This window comes from Mycobacterium terramassiliense (genome assembly GCF_900157385.1).
In the GTDB taxonomy this organism is placed as follows: Bacteria; Actinomycetota; Actinomycetes; order Mycobacteriales; family Mycobacteriaceae; genus Mycobacterium; species Mycobacterium terramassiliense.
Window position 1 is genome coordinate 36,895 of record NZ_LT717699.1, and the last position, 15,502, is coordinate 52,396.

A 15,502-nucleotide genomic window follows, 5' to 3' on the forward strand; every position below is an offset into this window, starting at 1 on the left:
TGATGGTCGTCTCGCTGTTCGTGACGGCCAGTTCCTTCCTCTTCATCAACGGCATCGCCTTCCTGATCCCCTCGCTCGAGGACCGGCGCGGGATTGCGCTGACCGAAGCGAGTCTGTTGTCGTCGATGCCCAGCTGGGGCATGGTCGTCACCCTGGTGCTGTGGGGCTACGTCCTAGACCGCGTGGGCGAACGGATCGTGCTGACCGCGGGTTCCGCGCTGACCGCGGCCGCGGCCTACGGCGCGGCGTCGGTGCATTCGATGGTGTGGGTCGCCATCTACCTGTTTCTGGGTGGCATGGCCGCCGCAAGCTGCAACGCCGCCGGGGGGCGACTGGTGTCGGGGTGGTTCCCGCCGCAGCAGCGCGGCCTGGCGATGGGCATCCGCCAGACCGCACAACCGCTGGGCATCGCCGTGGGCGCGCTGGTGATGCCCGAGCTGGCCGAGCGCGGCCCGCACGCGGGGCTGATGTTTCCGGCGTTCGTGTGCAGCGCGGCGGCGGTGGCCGCCGCGGTCGGCGTCGTCAACCCGCCGCGCAAATCCCGGGAGGCGGCCACGGAATCCGAACTGGCCAGCCCGTATCGCGGATCCTCGGTGCTGTGGCGCATTCACGCGGTCGCGGGCCTGCTCATGATGCCGCAGACGGTGACGGTCACCTTCATGCTGGTGTGGCTGGTCAACCACCACCACTGGTCGGTCGCCGCGGCCGGCGGTCTGGTCACCCTGTCGCAGCTGCTCGGCGCGGCGGGGCGCATCGCGGTCGGCCGCTGGTCGGATCGCATCGGCTCACGCATGCAACCCGTCGCCGTCATCGCCGCGGCCGCCGCGTTGACCCTTTTCCTCCTGGCGCTTTCGGACCTGGTGGATTCGCGATTCGACATCGCGCTGATGGTCGCGATCTCGGTGATCGCGGTGCTGGACAACGGGCTGGAGGCGACCGCCATCACCGAATTCGCCGGGCCGTTCTGGAGCGGGCGCGCGCTGGGCATCCAGAACACCACCCAGCGGGTGGTGGCGGCCGTCGGTCCCCCGCTGTTCGGTGTGCTGATCAGCGCGGCGAAGTATCCGCCGGCCTGGGCGCTGTGCGGGCTGTTCCCCCTGGCGGCCGTGCCGTTGGTGCCGATCCGGTTGTTGCCGCCCGGGTTGGAATCTAGAGCGCGGCTGCGATCAGTTCGCCGACTTCGCCGGTGGCGCGCCGTTCGTTCCCACGAGTTGCCAGATGATGCTCGACGGCACGGTCCACCCGGGCAGCGGCCTCGTCCTCGCCGAGGTGGTCGAGCAGCAGCGCCACCGACATGATGGCCGCGGTCGGATCCGCGATGCCCTGACCGGCGATGTCGGGTGCGCTGCCGTGCACCGGCTCGAACATCGACGGGTTGGTCCGGGTGGCGTCGATGTTTCCACTGGCGGCCAAGCCAATTCCGCCGCACACCGCCGCGGACAGGTCGGTGATGATGTCGCCGAACAGGTTGTCGGTGACGATCACGTCGAAGCGGCCGGGGTCGGTGACCATGAAGATGGTGGCCGCGTCGACGTGTTGGTAGGCCACCTCGACGTCGGGATACTCCTCGCCGACCTCGGCGACGATCCGCGACCACAGCTTCCCCGCGAACGTCAGCACGTTGTTCTTGTGCACCAGCGTCAGGTGCTTGCGGCGCAACATGGCGCGTTCGAACGCGTACTGCACCACCCGCCGCACGCCGTACGCGGTGTTCAGGCTGACCTCGGTGGCCACTTCGTGCGGCGTCCCGGCGCGAATCGCGCCGCCGTTGCCCGTGTAGGGCCCCTCGGTGCCCTCGCGAACCACGACGAAGTCGATCTCGGGGTTTCCCGCGAGCGGGCTGCTCACCCCGGGATACAGCCGACCCGGCCGCAGGTTCACGTGGTGATCCAGCTCAAAACGCAGGCGCAGCAACAACCCTCGCTCCAGCACGCCGCTGGGCACCGAGGGATCGCCGACGGCTCCGAGCAGGATGGCGTCGTGCCCGCGCAACTCGGCGAGCACCGAGTCCGGCAGCAACTCGCCCGTGGCATGGAAGCGGCGGGCGCCGAGGTCGTAGCCGGTCTTTTCCACCCCCGGCACCACCGCGTCGAGGACTTTGACGGCCTCGGCCACCACCTCCGGCCCGATGCCGTCGCCGCCGATCACCGCGAGTCTCACGACAGGTCAACCACTTCGAGCTTCTTGGCGCTCACCGCGGCCGCGATCGCCGACCGCACATCCTCCGGCACGTCCTGGTCGACTCGCAGCAGGATGGTGGCGAACGGGCCCTCGGCGTCCTCGGACAGTTGGGCCGCGTGGATGTTCACCCCGGCGCCACCGAGCAGGGTGCCGATCTTGCCCAACGCCCCCGGCTGGTCGACGTAGTGGACGATCAGGTTGGTGCCTTCGGCGCGCAGGTCGAAGTGGCGCCCGTTGATCTGCACGATCTTCTGCACTTGCTGCGGCCCGGCCAGCGTGCCGGCGACGTTGACGGTCGTCCCGTCGTGGGCCACGCCCCGCACGTCGACCACGCTGCGGTAGTTGGGGCTTTCCGAGGCCGTCGAGATCTCGGCCGAAACGCCGCGCTCGGCGGCCAGCGCCGGCGCGTTGACGAACGTCACCGGGCCCTCGACGACGGCCGAGAACAGCCCGCGCAGGGCCGAAAGCTTCAGCACCTCAACGTCTTCGGCGGCGAGCTCGCCGCGCACCTGCACCGACAACGACACCGGCGGCCCGTCGGACAGCGTGGCGACCAGCACGCCGAGCTTGCGCGCCAGGTCCAGCCAGGGCGCCACCTCCTCGTTGACCACGCCGCCCCCGACGTTGACCGCGTCGGGAACGAATTCACCGGCCAGGGCCAGCCGCACGCTCTCGGCGACGTCGGTGCCGGCCCGGTCCTGGGCTTCGGCGGTCGACGCCCCCAGGTGCGGCGTGACCACCACCTGCGGCAGCTCGAAAAGCGGGCTGTCGGTGCAGGGTTCGCTGGAGAACACGTCGAGGCCGGCGGCGCGCACATGCCCGCTGTTCACGGCTTCGGCCAGCGCCGCCTCGTCCACCAGGCCGCCGCGCGCCGCGTTGACGATGATGACGCCCGGCTTGGTCTTCGCCAGCGCCTCCTTGTCGATCAGGCCGGCGGTCTCCGGCGTCTTCGGCAGATGCACCGAGATGAAATCGGCGCGGCCCAGCAGGTCGTCCAGGGACAGCAGCTCGATGCCGAGCTGCGCGGCCCGGGCCGGCGCCACGTAGGGGTCGTAGGCGACCACGTGGGTGCCGAAGGCCGCGATCCGTTGCGCGAACAACTGCCCGATCCGGCCCAGCCCGACGACACCGACCGTCTTGCCGAAAATTTCGGTGCCGGAGAACTTCGACCGCTTCCAGGTGTGCTCGCGCAGCGTGGCATCGGCCGCCGGGATCTCACGCGCGGCGGACAGGAGCAGCGCCATCGCGTGTTCGGCGGCGCTGTGGATGTTCGACGTGGGGGCGTTGACCACCAGCACCCCGCGCGCCGTGGCGGCGTCGACGTCGACGTTGTCCAGGCCGACCCCGGCGCGGGCCACGATCTTCAGCTTGGGAGCGGCCGCCAGCACCTCGGCGTCGACGGTGGTGGCCGATCGCACCAGCAGCGCGTCGGCCTCGGGCACGGCCGCCAGCAGCTTCGGCCGGTCGGGCCCGTCGACCCAGCGCACCTCGACCTGGTCCCCCAGGGCGGCGACGGTTGATTCGGCGAGTTTGTCGGCAATGAGTACAACAGGCAGATTCACGCGGCCAGCCTATCGGCTGTAATTGACCGGTGGACGTCACCGTCGTCGGCAGCGGGCCCAACGGCCTCAGCGCGGCCGTCATCTGCGCCCGCGCGGGACTGAAAGTGCAGGTCGTCGAGGCGCAGCCGACGTTCGGCGGCGGCGCTCGCACCGCCGCAGACAACGAATTCCCAGCAATCTCACACGACGTGTGCTCGGCGGTCCACCCGCTGGCGTTGGCATCCCCGTTCTTCGCGGCGTTCGACCTGCCCGCGCGGGGCGTGCGGCTGGCCGTCCCGGAGATCTCCTACGCCAACCCGCTGCCGGGCCGCCCGGCCGCCATCGCCTACCGGGATCTGGAGCGCACCTGCGCGGAGCTGGAGCGCGGCGCGTCCTGGCGGCGGCTGCTGGGCCCATTGGTGGAGAATTCGGGCGCCGTGGTGGGATTGCTGCTCGGCGACAAGCGGTCGCTGCCCCCTTCGGTGCCGCCGGCCCTGCAGCTGGGCCTGCGCATGCTGGCGCAGGGGACGCCCGCGTGGGGATTGCTCGCCGGCCAGGACGCCCGCGCCCTGTTCACGGGCGTTGCGGCGCATGTGATTTCGCGGATGCCGTCGTTGACCTCCTCGGGCGCCGGGTTGATGCTGGCCACGCTGGCCCATGCCGCCGGCTGGCCGATCCCGGTCGGGGGCAGCCAGGCGATCACCGACGCGCTGATCGTCGATTTGCGCGCGCACGGCGGCGAACTGACGGCCGGCACGGAAGTCACCGAACCACCCGGCGGCGTCGTCGCCTACGACACGGCGCCGACCGCGCTGCTGCGCATCTACGGGAACGCCCTTCCGGATCGCTACGCCAAAGCGTTGCGCCACTACACGTTTGGTCCCGGCGTCGCCAAGGTGGACTTCGTGCTCAGCGAGGACATCCCGTGGTCGGACCCGCGGCTGGGTCAGGCGCCGACCCTGCACCTCGGCGGCACCCGCGAGCAGATGGCGCGGGCCGAGGCCGACATCGCCGCCGGGCAGCACGCCCAGTGGCCGATGGTGCTGGCCGCCTCGCCGCACATCGCGGACCCCGGCCGCATCGACAGCGCCGGCCGGCGCCCCTTCTGGACCTATGCCCACGTGCCGGCGGGCTCCACCGTCGACGCGACCGAGGCCGTCACCGGAATCGTCGAGCGGTTCGCGCCCGGGTTCCGCGACATCGTGGTGGCGGCCCGGGCCGTGCCCGCCGCAGCGATGGCCGACCACAACGCCAACTACGTCGGCGGCGACATCGGGATGGGCGCAAATTCCGCCTGGCGCGCGATCGCCGGCCCGACGCCTCGCCTGAACCCTTGGAGCACACCGGTTCCCAAGGTCTATCTGTGCTCGGCGGCCACCCCGCCGGGCGGCGGGGTGCACGGCATGTCCGGTTACTATGCCGCCCGCACGCTGTTGCGCCGCGAATTCGGCATCACCGGCATGCCTAGGCTGGCTCCATGACCAAACTCGCGATCATCTATTACTCGGCCACCGGTCATGGCACCTCGATGGCCCAGCGCGTCGCCGCGGCGGCCGAGTCGGCCGGCGCCGAAGTGCGCCTGCGGCACGTCGCCGAAACCCACGACCCGGAATCGTTCGCCCACAACCCGGCCTGGACCGCGAACTACGAAGCGACCAAGGATCTCCCGGCGGCCACCGGCGACGACGTCGTGTGGGCCGACGCGGTGATCTTCGGCTCGCCGACGCGCTTCGGCTCGCCGGCCGCGCAATTGCGCACCTTCCTGGACTCGCTGGGCGGTCTGTGGGCCCAGGGCAAGCTCGCCGACAAGGTGTACGCGGCGTTCACGTCGTCCAACACGCTGCACGGCGGTCAGGAGACCACCCTGCTCTCGCTGTACATCACGATCATGCATTTCGGCGGCATCATCGCGCCGCCGGGTTACACCGACCCGATCAAGTTCGTCGACGGCAACCCGTACGGGGTGAGCCTGGTGTCCACCCACGACAACATCCACGAATTCGACGACGCGACCCAGGACGCGCTGGACCACCTGGCGCGCCGGGTCGTCGAAACGGCCGGCCGCCTCCGCGACACATAAACGTTTGCGACGACACGCCGAAAACCGTAGCAGCGGTTTATGTTTCGAGGCAGGCGGCTGACCCCTACGCCGTCTCGGTGATCGGGCGGTCCACCCAGCTCATCAGGTCGCGCAGCTTCTTGCCGGTGACCTCGATGGGGTGCTCGGCGTTCTCCTTGCGCAGCTGCTCGAGCTGCTTGTTGCCGCCCTCGATGTTGGCGACGAGCTTCTTGACGAAGGTGCCGTCCTGAATCTCGCGCAGGATGTCCCGCATCCGGTCCCGGGTGCCGGCGTCGATGACGCGGGGCCCGGACAGGTAGCCACCGAACTCGGCGGTGTCGGACACCGAGTAGTTCATCCGGGCGATGCCGCCCTCGTACATCAGGTCGACGATCAGCTTGAGCTCGTGCAGCACCTCGAAGTACGCCATCTCCGGCGGGTAGCCCGCCTCGACCATCACGTCGAAGCCGGCCTTCACCAATTCCTCTGTGCCGCCGCACAACACGGCCTGCTCACCGAACAGGTCGGTCTCGGTCTCGTCCTTGAAGGTCGTCTTGATGACGCCGGCCCGGGTGCCGCCGATGGCCTTGGCGTACGACAGGGCCAGGGCCTCGCCCTGACCGGTCGGGTCCTGGTCGACGGCGATCAGGCAGGGCACGCCCTTGCCGTCGACGAACTGGCGGCGCACCAGGTGGCCGGGCCCCTTGGGGGCGACCATCGCGACCGTGACGTCGGCTGGCGGCTTGATCAAGTCGAAGTGGATGTTGAGCCCGTGACCGAAAAACAAAGCGTCGCCGGCCTTCAGGTTGGGCTCGATGTCGTTCTTGAAGATGTCGGCCTGAGCGGTGTCGGGGGCCAGCAGCATGATCACGTCGGCCCACTTGGCGACCTCAGCCGGGGTGTCGACCTCCAGCCCCTGCTCCTCGACCTTGGCCCGCGACTTCGAACCCTCCTTGAGCCCGACGCGCACCTGCACGCCCGAGTCGCGCAGGCTCAGCGAGTGCGCGTGCCCCTGGCTGCCGTATCCGATGACGCCGACCTTGCGGCCCTGGACGATCGTCAGGTCTGCGTCGTCGTCGTAGAACATCTCTAGTGCCACGGTGAACTTTCTCCTTGTTTTGCTATTTGGCCGTGCCGATACCGCGCGGACCGCGGGATAGCGACACCATTCCGGATTGAGCGATTTCGCGGATGCCGAACGGCTCCAGCACGCGCAGGAACGCCTCGATCTTGCCGCGGTCACCGGTGGCCTCGATGGTCAGCGATTCTGGTGACACGTCAATCACCTTGGCGCGGAACAGATTCACCGCCTCGATGACCTGGCTTCGGGTGCCGGCGTCGGCCCGCACCTTGATCAGCGACAACTCCCGGGACACCGAGTTGTCGTCGTCCTGCTCGATGATCTTGATCACGTTGATCAGCTTGTTGAGCTGCTTGGTGATCTGCTCGAGCGGGGTCTCCTCGGCGGAGACCACGATGGTCATCCGCGACATGTCCTTTTGTTCGGTCGCGCCGACGGCCAGCGACTCGATGTTGAAACCGCGCCGGGAGAACAGCGCCGCCACGCGCGCGAGCACGCCGGGCTTGTCCTCCACCAACACCGACAGCGTGTGCGTGTGCATCAGGCGTGCCCTTCGCTTTCGTCGTCGAACAGCGGGCGGATCCCGCGGGCGGCCTGGATCTCGTCGTTGCTGGTGCCGGCCGCCACCATCGGCCACACCTGCGCGTCGGCGCCGACGATGAAGTCGATCACCACCGGGCGGTCGTTGATCGCCCGCGCCGCCTTGATCACGTCGACGACGTCTTCGGCACGCTCGCAACGCAATCCGACGCAGCCAAGCGCCTCGGCCAGCTTCACGAAGTCCGGGATCCGGTGCGAGTGCGTGGCCAGGTCGGTCTGCGAGTACCGCTCCTGGTAGAACAGCGTCTGCCACTGGCGCACCATGCCCAGGTTGCCGTTGTTGATCAGCGCCACCTTGATCGGCGCACCCTCGATGGCGCACGTCGCCAGCTCCTGGTTGGTCATCTGGAAGCAGCCGTCGCCGTCGATCGCCCAGACCTCGGCGTCGGGGCGGGCGATCTTGGCGCCCATGGCCGCCGGGATGGCGAAGCCCATGGTGCCCAGACCGCCGGAATTGAGCCAGGTGCGCGGCTTTTCGTAGGAGATGAACTGCGCGGCCCACATCTGGTGCTGGCCGACACCGGCGACGTATACGGCGTCGGGGCCGGCGATCTCGCCCAGCTTCTCGATCACGTATTCCGGGCTCAGGCTGCCGTCGCTCTGCGGGCCGTAGCTCAGCGGGTAGGTGGACTGGACGCCGTGCAAGTAGGCCCACCAGTCGGTCATCTCGATGTTTCCCGGGATGTCGTGGTGGCGCAGCATCGCGATGAGGTCGGTGATGACGGCCTTGACGTCGCCGACGATCGGCACGTCGGCGTGCCGGTTCTTGCCGATTTCGGCCGGGTCGATGTCGGCGTGGATGACCTTCGCCTCGGGGGCGAAGGAGTCGAGCTGTCCGGTCACCCGGTCATCGAAGCGGGTGCCCAGCGCGATCAGCAGGTCGCTGCGCTGCAGCGCCGCCACCGCCGCGACGGTGCCGTGCATGCCGGGCATGCCCAGGTTCTGCGGGTGGCTGTCCGGGAACGCGCCGCGCGCCATCAGCGTGGTGACCACCGGGATGCCGGTCAGCTCGGCCAGCTCGCGCAGCTGCTCGGTCGCCTCGCCGCGGATGACCCCGCCGCCGACGTAGAGCACCGGTTTGTGCGCGGTCGCGATCAGCTTGGCGGCCTCGCGGACCTGCCGGTTGTGCGGTTTGGTGTTCGGCTTGTAGCCGGGCAGGTCCATGCGGGGCGGCCAGCTGAACGTGCACTGGCCCTGCAGCACGTCCTTGGGGATGTCGACGAGCACCGCTCCGGGACGGCCCGAGGCGGCGATGTGGAACGCCTCGGCCAGCACCCGGGGGATGTCGTCGCCGGAACGCACCAGGAAGTTGTGCTTGGTGATCGGCATCGTGATGCCCGAGATGTCGGCCTCCTGGAAGGCGTCGGTGCCGATCAGCCCGCGCCCGACCTGACCGGTGATGGCGACGACGGGGATCGAGTCCATCTGGGCGTCGGCCAGCGGCGTCACCAGATTGGTGGCGCCGGGACCCGAGGTCGCCATGCAGACCCCGACCTTGCCGGTGGCGTGCGCGTACCCGCTGGCCGCATGCCCGGCGCCCTGCTCGTGGCGAACCAGCACGTGGCGCAGCTTCTTCGAGTCGAACAGCGGGTCGTACACCGGCAGCACGGCGCCGCCGGGAATGCCGAAGATCACCTCGACGTCGAGTTCCTCCAGCGACCGGATCACCGACTGGGCACCGGTAAGTTGTTCGGGCCCAACGCGTTTCGGTTGGGCCGCCGGTGTCCTTGCGGCGGGTTTCACGGCGTCGGTGGCGACGCTGGCCGCGTCAGGCGGCCTAGGTGATTGTGGCTTGGTGGGTGCGCTCACTGTCGTCCTCGCCCTCTTGTCCCGTCTGTTCACGCTCGTCGTTATGTCTCGTTGCCGCGCAAGAAAAAACCCCCGTCAGCTCGGCCGCTGAACGAGGGTTGCGCGTTGGTGCTGGATAGCTTCAAATGCCGAAGAGCCGGTCAGCCACCAACGCGCTGACTAAGTACTACGAGCATTCCGGGCTTTCCGGCGGTATCCATAGCGTCCGACGGTAGCCTTCGCACAGCTCAGGAGTCAAATCCGGGTCTCGTGTGCGGCCCGGGCCGCCGGTGAAAGGATGCTCCCGTGGCTACCGATTCCCCCGTGGTGATCAAGGTGTCGCCGATGGCCCACTTCGCCGTCGGATTCTTCACCCTCGGCCTGCTGATACCGGTGCTGGCCTGGCCGGTGTGCGCGCCGCTGCTGATCATCCCGGTGGTGTTGTCCGCGTTGATCATCCGGCTACGCACGGTCGCCGACGCGCAGGGCGTGACCGTCCGGACTCTGTTCGGCAGCCGGACGGTGCGCTGGGAAGAGATCGAGGGGCTGCGCTTTTCCCGCGGGTCCTGGGCGCGCGCCCGCCTCGCGAGCGGCGCGGAGCTGCGCTTGCCCGCCGTCAGCTTCGCGACGCTGCCGCAGCTGACCGAGGCCAGCTCGGGACGGGTGCCCAATCCCTACCGATGAGGCTCAGGCGATCGGGTTGACCCCGTTGAGCAGCACCCATACCGCGACACCGGCGGCGATGCCGGCCAGCAGGGCGACGAACGACCCGATGAAGGGCCGGTGCGACCAGCCTCGGTTCGCGTCGAGGCCGTAGCGGCCCGGCCCGCACAGCACGACCGCGGCGGCCAGGACGATCAGGGTGATCTGGTATTCGTGCCCCTGCGGCAGGAAGTACGAGAAGGCGTGTGACCGGGAGCCGCCCGACACGGTGGCCAGCAGTTCGTTGATCAGGAACGCCAGCGCGCCCGCCGCGGCGATCGGGGTGAACAGCCCCAATATCAGCAGCACGGCGGCCACGATCTCACCGCCCGCGCTCACGTACGCGAGGACGTCGGCGTGGTGGTAGCCGACGTCGGAGAGGGAATTCTTCAGCCCGGTCAATCCGCCGCCGCCCCACCAGCCGAACAGTTTCTGCAACCCGTGAGCCCCGAGCACCACGCCCAGCCCGACCCGCAACACCAGCAAACCCAGGTGCTGGGTGCCGCGCCTGCCGACCTCGCGATGCCGCTCGTCGTCGGGCTCCGCGTCGATCTGGGCCGGCTCGGTGGCCGAGATCGGTGCCGCCTGCGCCACCGCGGCCGGCTGGACGTACGGCAGGGGTTCCTGCTGGTCGAGCAGGTGGTATCCGCCGGCGCCCGGCCCGGCGTGTTGGTTGGGGTCCTGGTAGGGGATGACCGTGGTGGTCCCGAAATCCCCCGGGTACCCGACCGGCGTCAGGTCGTCCTCGGGGTCGACCAGGCGCGCCGAGGCGGGGCGCCCGGGGATCGGCTCCGGGGTATCGCCCGGACGCTGCCAAGGTGCGTCATTCGATTGACTGGTCACGGGTGCCAGGGTAAGGGGCAAAAGGGCCTGAATCGGGGATTTGAGCGGCGCTTTCGCCGGGTAAGTCCGCCAAATCGGCCCGAATCGGTCCAAAATGGCCGTCCCGCGCGTCCGCGACGGCGGAAAGGGTCAAATCGGCGCTCCACCGGCGGCGCTGGCGCAGCCGGACACGGGCGGGCGTGTGGCGGCGGTGCGCGCACAGTCCGTAGCCTGTCGAACATGCGGATACGGGGCTCGGCTCGCGGCGCGGTGGCCGCGCTCTCCGCTGTGCTGCTCGTCGCGAGCGGCTGCGCGCGGTTCAACGACGCCCAGTCCCAGCCCTTCACGACGGCCCCCGAACTCAAGCCCCAGCCGAGCTCGACGCCTCCCCCGCCACCGCCGCTGCCGCCGACGCCGTTCCCCAAGGCCTGCCCCGCGCCGGGGGTGATGCAGGGCTGCCTGGAGAGCACCAGCGGCCTGATCATGGGCCCCGACAGCAAAACCGCGTTGGTCGCCGAGCGCACCACCGGCGCCGTCAAGGACATTTCCGTCAACGCCGAGCCGAAGGTGAAGACCGTCATCCCGGTCGACCCGTCCGGTGACGGCGGCCTGATGGACATCGTGCTGTCGCCCACCTATCAGCAAGACCGGCTGATGTACGCCTACATCAGCACGCCCACCGACAATCGGGTGATCCGGGTGGCCGACGGCGACATCCCGAAGGACATCCTGACCGGGATCCCCAAGGGCGCCACCGGAAACACCGGGGCCCTGATCTTCACCAGCCCCACCACGCTGGTCGTGATGACCGGCGACGCCGGCAACCCGGCGATGGCCGCCGACCCCAAGTCCCTCGCCGGCAAGGTGCTGCGCATCGAGCAGCCGACCACCGTCGGCCAGGCGCCGCCGACGACCGCGCTGTCCGGCGTCGGCTCCGGCGGCGGCATGTGCATCGATCCCGTCGACGGCTCGCTGTACGTCGCCGACCGCACCCCCACCGCGGATCGCCTGCAGCGCATCACCAAAACCTCCGAGGTCTCCACGGTGTGGACCTGGCCGGACAAGCCGGGCGTGGCCGGCTGCGCGGCGATGGACGGGACCGTGCTGGTGAACCTGATCAACACCAAGCTGACGGTCGCGGTGCGGCTCGCGCCGTCGACGGGCGCCGTCACCGGCGAGCCCGACGTCGTCCGCAAGGACACCCACGCCCACGCGTGGGCGTTGCGGATGTCGCCGGACGGAAACGTCTGGGGCGCCACGGTCAACAAGACCGCCGGGGACGCCGAGAAGCTCGACGACGTGGTGTTCCCGCTATTCCCGCAGGGCGGCGGCTTCCCCCGGAACAACGACGACAAGACCTAGACGGGCCCGTCGAGGGTGAACCTGATGCCGTATTTGCGCGGCTCGGCGGCCGGCTTGTGCAGTACGAACCGCTCCGGCGCCTCGTGGCCGGGCTCGAGGTCGTCGAGGTCGGAAAGGTACAGCACGTCCTCGTAGGCATCCGGGACCCATCCGGCGACGGGTTCCACGATGTAGGCCACGTGATCGCCGATATCGATCCAGTGCGCGATCCTCCCGACGAACCACGCGATCGCCTCGTCGAGGATCGGCATCTCGTTGGGGCCGGCGCGCCACGAGCAGTGAGCGAATTTGTCGGCCTCGTCGTCGGTTTCGCCGTCGAACAGCTCGGCCAGGGCCACTTGGTGCTGGGCCAGCACGTGCACCGCCAGGTGCTCGGATCGGCGCGCCGCGTCGCACGTGGCGCTGCTGCGCGGCATCACCACCATGAAGCTCGGGGGCCGCACGCTGGTTTGGGTGGCGAAACTGATCAGGCAACCCGACGGGTGACCCTCGGTCTGGGTGGTTACGACGAACACCGGGCCGTCCAGCATCGCCATCAGGTCGTCGAACACATGACCATCATGGGTCCGCACGGCGCTTTACAACACTCTTTCCCCCACTATTTCCGCGCGGGTCGCTCGGCCGCGGCGCCGCTCAGCCCTGCCCGCAGGCGGTCAGGACGAGTTCGCGCACCCGCGCCGCGTCGGCCTGTCCGCGGGTGGCCTTCATCACCGCGCCGACGATCGCGCCGGCCGCGGCCACCTTGCCGCCACGGATCTTCTCGGCGACATCGGGATTGGCGGCCAGCGCCTCGTCGACGGCGGCCTGCGTCACCGAATCGTCGCGCACCAGCGCCAGGCCGCGCGCGGTCATCACCTGCTCGGGTTCGCCTTCCCCGGCGAGCACGCCCTCGACCACCTGGCGGGCCAACTTGTTCGACAGCCTGCCCTCGTCGACCAGCGCGATCACCGCGGCGACCTGGGCCGGGGCGATGGCCAGCTCGTCCAACTCGACGCCCGCCTCATTGGCCTTCTGCACCAAGAAGTTTCCCCACCAGGCGCGGGCGGCCTCGCTCGACGCGCCGTGCTTGACGGTCTGGATGACCAGATCGACGGCGCCGGCATTGACGAGGTCGCGCATCACCTCGTCGGAGACGCGCCACTCGTCCTGGATCCGCTTGCGGCTCAACCACGGAAGCTCGGGGATGGTCTGCCGCAACCGCTCGACGAGCTCGCGGCTGGGCGCGACGGGCTCCAGGTCGGGCTCGGGAAAATAGCGGTAGTCCTCGGCGGTCTCCTTGGTGCGGCCCGGGCTGGTGTACCCGGATTCGTGAAAGTGCCTGGTTTCCTGGGTGATCCGGCCGCCGGAGGACAGAACGGCACCCTGGCGCTGCATTTCGTAGCGCACGGCGACCTCGACGCTTTTGAGCGAGTTGACGTTCTTGGTTTCGGTGCGGGTGCCGAACTCGGTGGTGCCCTTCGGCATCAGTGACACGTTGGCGTCGCAACGCATCGAGCCCTGATCCATCCGGACGTCGGATACATCCAACGCGCGCAACAGGTCTCGCAGCGCGGTGACGTAGGCCCGGGCGATCTGCGGGGCCCGCGCGCCGGCCCCCACGATCGGCTTGGTGACGATCTCGATCAGCGGAACGCCGGCCCGGTTGTAGTCGATCAGCGACGTCGTCGCTCCGTGGATGCGGCCGGTTTCGCTGCCCAGGTGGGTCAGCTTGCCGGTGTCCTCTTCCATGTGCGCCCGCTCGATCTCCACCCGCCAGGTGCTGCCGTCTTCCAGCGGCGCATCCAGGTAGCCGTTGATGGCGATGGGCTCGTCGTACTGTGAAATCTGGTAGTTCTTCGGCATGTCCGGATAGAAGTAGTTCTTCCGCGCGAAGCGGCACCAGGGCACGATCTCGCAATTCAGCGCCAGCCCGATTCGGATCGCCGATTCCACCGCCGCCCGGTTGAGCACCGGGAGCGAACCCGGCAGCCCGAGGCATACCGGGCAGACCTGGGTGTTGGGTTCACCGCCGAATGTGGTGGCGCAGCCGCAGAACATCTTGGTCACGGTGGACAGCTCGACATGCACCTCGAGGCCGAGGACCGGGTCGAAGCGCGCGATGACCTCGTCGTATTCCATCAGCTCGGCGGCGGCAACACTCATGCCGTCGATCCTAATCGGGTGCGAGGGCGTCCTGCTCAGCGGTCGTGCGGCGGTTGCCGGGCCCCTAACCGGGGGTTCGGCCGCGCGCCGTGGTCGGGGAACATGTCGGCGATCGCGGCCGCCATCTCCAAATAGCTGCGCCTGCTGTCCCTGCTCAGCCGGTCCAGGCCGATCTCCTTGCCGTCGTGCACGTGCCGATCGAAGGGCAGCACCACGCTCGCCGCGACGCGGGCGGACAATCCGTCGAGCTCCTTGGCGGCGACCACGCCGACCTTTCCGGCCTCCACGTGGTTGATCGCGAGCACTGTCGACTTCAGCAATCGCTGATAGCCGTTGTTGCGCAACAGGTCCAGCGTCGTCTTGGTCTTCCGTATCGCGTCGATGGACGTGCTGGTGACCACCACGAGGGCCCCCGCCTCCGGCAACACGGCGTCCATCACGGCCGAGTTGACCGCCTTGACACAGTCCACCAACAGCACCGAATAGTGCTTGCGCAGAAGAGAAAATGCCCTGACGACGTCGTGGCGCTCCAGCCGCCAGTCGGTGTGCGCATAGTCCGGCAGGCCGAGTACCTCGAGCCCGAAGCTGTTCTTGTAGGTGTGGGCCCGCACGTCCGAATACTGCGTGGCGGCGTCGTGTCGGAGCAGGTCGGCCATGCTCAGCGGGTTCCGGCGACCGTGGCGCTCCGCCAAGTCGCCGGCGTCGATGTCCACGGCGATGACCCGGTCGTCGCGCACCGCGGCGAAGGTCGAGCCCAGCGCCTCGACCACCACGGTCTTGCCGACACCGCCCTTGAGGTTGAGGACGGCGATGGGAAACGCACCGCCGACGGGCCTGCGGATGCGCTCTCGCAACGCCTGTTCGTGCGCCGAGGATTTGCCCGGACCGACGTTGATCCCGGTAAGCCGGCGGATCACGTCGCGCCAGTTGAACGAGTCGTCAAGCTCCGGCTGGTCGAGGCCGTCGAGCGCCGTCCCGCCGACCGTCAAATCCGGCCGAGGCCGCGGTGGGACACGCCGCGCCGGGGCGGGCTTGGTCGGCGGAAGCTGCGGCACCGTGGGCGATGCCGCATCGGCGTCGGCGCGCCAGGCCGGCGGCGGCCGCTGACGGCCCGGCGACCGCGAGGGCCCCGCCGGGGCCGGCGGATGCTGAACGATCCCGCGAAGTGAACCGCGGTGGCTCATACGTCCCGGTATAACCGCTTCGAACTGGCAGAAAACCACC

13 protein-coding genes and 1 pseudogene are annotated in these 15,502 nt (G+C 69.2%); 5 read left to right on the top strand and 9 right to left on the bottom strand.

Translation table 11 applies throughout. The features are described 5' to 3' along the window. Window positions 1-2: 2 nt before the first annotated feature. A pseudogene (locus tag MTAB308_RS04265) lies at window positions 3-1,016 on the top strand (MFS transporter); the annotation flags it as partial. Window positions 1,017-1,149: 133 nt separating this feature from the next. Here the strand turns inward: MTAB308_RS04265 and MTAB308_RS04270 are convergent. Together MTAB308_RS04270 and serA are read right to left on the bottom strand one after the other, a co-directional pair. Continuing rightward, window positions 1,150-2,160, bottom strand: a complete 1,011-nt coding sequence (locus MTAB308_RS04270; RefSeq protein WP_077098273.1) for a 3-isopropylmalate dehydrogenase — start codon at window positions 2,158-2,160, stop codon at window positions 1,150-1,152. Further along, complete coding sequence (gene serA, locus MTAB308_RS04275) at window positions 2,157-3,743, bottom strand: phosphoglycerate dehydrogenase (protein ID WP_077098275.1); 1,587 nt, start codon at window positions 3,741-3,743, stop codon at window positions 2,157-2,159. Before serA ends, MTAB308_RS04270 begins: the two co-directional genes overlap by 4 nt. A 29-nt stretch (window positions 3,744-3,772) precedes the next feature. Between serA and MTAB308_RS04280 the strand changes: the two genes are divergently transcribed. Both MTAB308_RS04280 and wrbA read left to right on the top strand, forming a co-directional pair. After that, window positions 3,773-5,203 (top strand): phytoene desaturase family protein, encoded by a 1,431-nt coding sequence (locus tag MTAB308_RS04280; protein ID WP_077098277.1) that lies wholly within the window; start codon window positions 3,773-3,775, stop codon window positions 5,201-5,203. Continuing rightward, window positions 5,200-5,802 carry an NAD(P)H:quinone oxidoreductase gene (wrbA, locus tag MTAB308_RS04285; RefSeq protein ID WP_077098279.1) on the top strand — a complete coding sequence of 201 codons (603 nt, stop codon included), beginning with the start codon at window positions 5,200-5,202 and terminating at the stop codon, window positions 5,800-5,802. Before MTAB308_RS04280 ends, wrbA begins: the two co-directional genes overlap by 4 nt. A 64-nt stretch (window positions 5,803-5,866) precedes the next feature. Here the strand turns inward: wrbA and ilvC are convergent, their stop codons facing one another. From ilvC to MTAB308_RS04300, 3 genes are read right to left on the bottom strand one after another with little or no spacing between them, the layout of a single operon-like run. Continuing rightward, window positions 5,867-6,868, bottom strand: a complete 1,002-nt coding sequence (ilvC, locus tag MTAB308_RS04290) for a ketol-acid reductoisomerase (RefSeq protein ID WP_077098281.1) — start codon at window positions 6,866-6,868, stop codon at window positions 5,867-5,869. A gap of 34 nt (window positions 6,869-6,902) precedes the next feature. Next, window positions 6,903-7,403: an acetolactate synthase small subunit gene (gene ilvN, locus MTAB308_RS04295; RefSeq protein ID WP_067009364.1), complete on the bottom strand. Its 501-nt coding sequence runs from the start codon at window positions 7,401-7,403 to the stop codon at window positions 6,903-6,905. After that, entirely contained in the window at window positions 7,403-9,271 is a 1,869-nt protein-coding gene (locus tag MTAB308_RS04300) for an acetolactate synthase large subunit (protein WP_077098283.1), read from the bottom strand. The genes ilvN and MTAB308_RS04300 overlap by 1 nt, the downstream gene beginning before the upstream one ends. Before the next feature lie 324 nt (window positions 9,272-9,595). Between MTAB308_RS04300 and MTAB308_RS04305 the strand changes: the two genes are divergently transcribed. Beyond that, entirely contained in the window at window positions 9,596-9,934 is a 339-nt protein-coding gene (locus MTAB308_RS04305; protein WP_077098909.1) for a PH domain-containing protein, read from the top strand. 3 nt (window positions 9,935-9,937) lie between these two features. Here MTAB308_RS04305 and MTAB308_RS04310 read toward each other — a convergent pair whose 3' ends face one another. Next, the gene (locus tag MTAB308_RS04310; protein ID WP_077098285.1) at window positions 9,938-10,795 is read right to left on the bottom strand and encodes a DoxX family protein; all 858 of its coding nucleotides are present in this window, start codon (window positions 10,793-10,795) and stop codon (window positions 9,938-9,940) included. A gap of 219 nt (window positions 10,796-11,014) precedes the next feature. Here MTAB308_RS04310 and MTAB308_RS04315 point away from each other — a divergent pair, with 219 nt between their 5' ends. Continuing rightward, on the top strand, window positions 11,015-12,136 hold the full coding sequence (locus MTAB308_RS04315; RefSeq protein ID WP_077098287.1) for a PQQ-dependent sugar dehydrogenase: 1,122 nt from the start codon (window positions 11,015-11,017) through the stop codon (window positions 12,134-12,136). Here MTAB308_RS04315 and MTAB308_RS04320 read toward each other — a convergent pair. The 3 genes from MTAB308_RS04320 to MTAB308_RS04330 all read right to left on the bottom strand — a co-directional run bounded on the left by MTAB308_RS04320 (window position 12,133) and on the right by MTAB308_RS04330 (window position 15,462). Next, window positions 12,133-12,672 carry a flavin reductase family protein gene (locus tag MTAB308_RS04320; RefSeq protein WP_077098910.1) on the bottom strand — a complete coding sequence of 180 codons (540 nt, stop codon included), beginning with the start codon at window positions 12,670-12,672 and terminating at the stop codon, window positions 12,133-12,135. The two genes, MTAB308_RS04315 and MTAB308_RS04320, sit on opposite strands and share 4 nt — an antisense overlap. 97 nt (window positions 12,673-12,769) lie before the next feature. Continuing rightward, window positions 12,770-14,278, bottom strand: coding sequence for an Asp-tRNA(Asn)/Glu-tRNA(Gln) amidotransferase subunit GatB (gene gatB, locus MTAB308_RS04325; protein ID WP_077098289.1), 1,509 nt, complete (start codon window positions 14,276-14,278; stop codon window positions 12,770-12,772). Window positions 14,279-14,313: 35 nt separating this feature from the next. Next, the gene (locus MTAB308_RS04330; RefSeq protein ID WP_108637199.1) at window positions 14,314-15,462 is read right to left on the bottom strand and encodes a MinD/ParA family ATP-binding protein; all 1,149 of its coding nucleotides are present in this window, start codon (window positions 15,460-15,462) and stop codon (window positions 14,314-14,316) included. Window positions 15,463-15,502 lie beyond the last annotated feature (40 nt).

What these genes read in the sequence shown, in the direction of transcription:
- wrbA (WP_077098279.1), top strand. Translation starts at nt 5,200, where the DNA reads ATGACCAAACTCGCGATCATCTATTACTCGGCCACCGGTCATGGCACC.
- ilvC (WP_077098281.1), bottom strand. Translation starts at nt 6,868, where the DNA reads ATGTTCTACGACGACGACGCAGACCTGACGATCGTCCAGGGCCGCAAG.
- ilvN (WP_067009364.1), bottom strand. Translation starts at nt 7,403, where the DNA reads ATGCACACGCACACGCTGTCGGTGTTGGTGGAGGACAAGCCCGGCGTG.
- MTAB308_RS04305 (WP_077098909.1), top strand. Translation starts at nt 9,596, where the DNA reads ATGGCCCACTTCGCCGTCGGATTCTTCACCCTCGGCCTGCTGATACCG.
- MTAB308_RS04315 (WP_077098287.1), top strand. Translation starts at nt 11,015, where the DNA reads ATGCGGATACGGGGCTCGGCTCGCGGCGCGGTGGCCGCGCTCTCCGCT.
- MTAB308_RS04320 (WP_077098910.1), bottom strand. Translation starts at nt 12,672, where the DNA reads ATGGCGATGCTGGACGGCCCGGTGTTCGTCGTAACCACCCAGACCGAG.
- gatB (WP_077098289.1), bottom strand. Translation starts at nt 14,278, where the DNA reads ATGAGTGTTGCCGCCGCCGAGCTGATGGAATACGACGAGGTCATCGCG.
- MTAB308_RS04330 (WP_108637199.1), bottom strand. Translation starts at nt 15,462, where the DNA reads ATGAGCCACCGCGGTTCACTTCGCGGGATCGTTCAGCATCCGCCGGCC.